Genomic DNA, 1567 nt, shown 5'->3' with positions numbered 1-1567 from the left:
GATCTCCGCCCCGGCCGGGGCCGCCCGCAGCGGGACGGCGAGGGCCGCCCCGGCGCCGTCGACCGGCCCGATCCCCGTCGTCCGGGCCGACGACCCGCCGCTGCTCGAGGACGAGGCGCTCGCTCCCCGCGAGGGTGCGCTGGCGTGGCTGCGCTTCGGCGGCGAGCTGGTGCTCGCGCTGGCGGCCGGCGTCGGCATCTACTTCCTGTTCACCGTGCTCTGGGAACAGCTGCCCTACCTGGCCGTCGTCCTGGCCCCGGTGGCCGTGGCCGGGCTGGTCGGCGGCGTCGGCGCGTGGCGGCAGCGGCAGGACCGGGAGCCGGTCGGCGTGCGACTGGTGGCGGTCCTGGTGTTCGCCGGGACCCTGCTCACCATCGCGCCCGCCGCCGGCCTGCTCTCCAGCGGCTGAAGGAGAGAAGGACCCCGCTGCCCGCCGCCCCGGCCCCCTCCCGGGTCCCGCCGCGAGCGTGCGAGCGGTGGGGAGGAGGGGGTCCTTCCACCTGCAGAGGGGCCGTTCCGGCACGTCACCAGGCGTGCGGCGAGCCTCTGGACGGGGCCACCGGGACGGGGTCGCCGTCCTCAGCTCTCGTCGGCGTCGTCGACCTCCTCCGCGGCGGCGAACTGCTCGACCATCGCGGCGGTGAACGCGTCGAGATCGTCGGGCTTGCGGCTGGTCACCAGGTTGCCGTCGACGACGACCTCCTCGTCCACCCACTTCGCGCCGGCGTTGCGCAGGTCGGTCTGCAGCGACGGCCAGGAGGTCATCCGACGCCCGCGGACGACGTCGGCCTCGGCGAGCACCCAGGGGGCGTGGCAGATCGCGGCCACCGGCTTGCCCGCGTCGAAGAACGACGTGACGAACGCCACCGCGTCGGCGTCGGCGCGGACGAAGTCGCCGTTGATGACGCCGCCCGGCAGCACCAGCGCGGCGTAGCCGTCCGGGTCGGCCGAGGCGACCACCGCGTCGACCTTCTTGGTGTCGCCCTTGTCTATGTGGTCGTAGGCGGTGATCTCACCGGCTTCCAGCGACACCAGCTCCGGCTGGGCGCCGGCCTCCTCCAGGGCCTGCCACGGCCGGTCGAGCTCGACCTGCTCCACGCCGTCGGCCGCGAGGACGGCCACTCTCATTCCGTTCAGTGCACCTGCCATGTGGGCGCGGCTACCCCGCGAGTCCTCCCGCCATGCGGCGACGGCTACCCCGCCCCCGGGGAGGACACGCGCCCCGAGCACTAGGTTCCCCTCGTGCGCACGCAGATCACATCGCCGGTGCGCCGCCTGCTGGGCGCCCTCTCCGGTGCCGGCCCGCGGGTCGACGACGCCGTCCGGACGGCGGCCGAGGTCGTCGCGGCCGGCTGCTCCGTCGCGCTCGTGCACACGCCCGCCGCTGACGCGGCCGACCCCGCCGGTGAGCTGCGCGACCTGGTCGCCCGGGTGGCCGGGGCCGGGCTGGCCGGCCGCTGCGAGCTGACCGTGCCGGTCGACCGGCCGTTCCGGGCTGGCGATCATCGGCGGCGGGAAGATCGGCGAGGCGCTGCTGTCCGGCCTGGTCCGCCGCGGCGGTGAGATC

2 protein-coding genes and 1 pseudogene are annotated in these 1567 nt (G+C 75.8%); 2 read left to right on the top strand and 1 reads right to left on the bottom strand.

Annotated features, from left to right (window positions below; translation table 11 throughout):
• A pseudogene (locus tag E4P41_RS21700) lies at positions 1-409 on the top strand (hypothetical protein); the annotation flags it as partial.
• A gap of 170 nt (positions 410-579) precedes the next feature.
• On the opposite strand, the gene E4P41_RS21695 reads toward E4P41_RS21700, so the two are convergent.
• The gene (locus tag E4P41_RS21695) at positions 580-1149 is read right to left on the bottom strand and encodes a type 1 glutamine amidotransferase domain-containing protein (protein ID WP_135143254.1); all 570 of its coding nucleotides are present in this window, start codon (positions 1147-1149) and stop codon (positions 580-582) included.
• 93 nt (positions 1150-1242) lie between these two features.
• Between E4P41_RS21695 and E4P41_RS21690 the strand changes: the two genes are divergently transcribed.
• A complete protein-coding gene (locus E4P41_RS21690; RefSeq protein WP_135143253.1) occupies positions 1243-1563 on the top strand; it encodes a hypothetical protein in 321 nt (106 codons plus the stop codon).
• Positions 1564-1567: the final 4 nt, after the last annotated feature.

This window comes from Geodermatophilus sp. DF01-2 (genome assembly GCF_004571065.1).
Lineage (GTDB): Bacteria > Actinomycetota > Actinomycetes > Mycobacteriales > Geodermatophilaceae > Geodermatophilus.
Note: the sequence above shows the minus strand (reverse complement) of the source record. Positions and strands in the feature narration are given on the sequence as shown.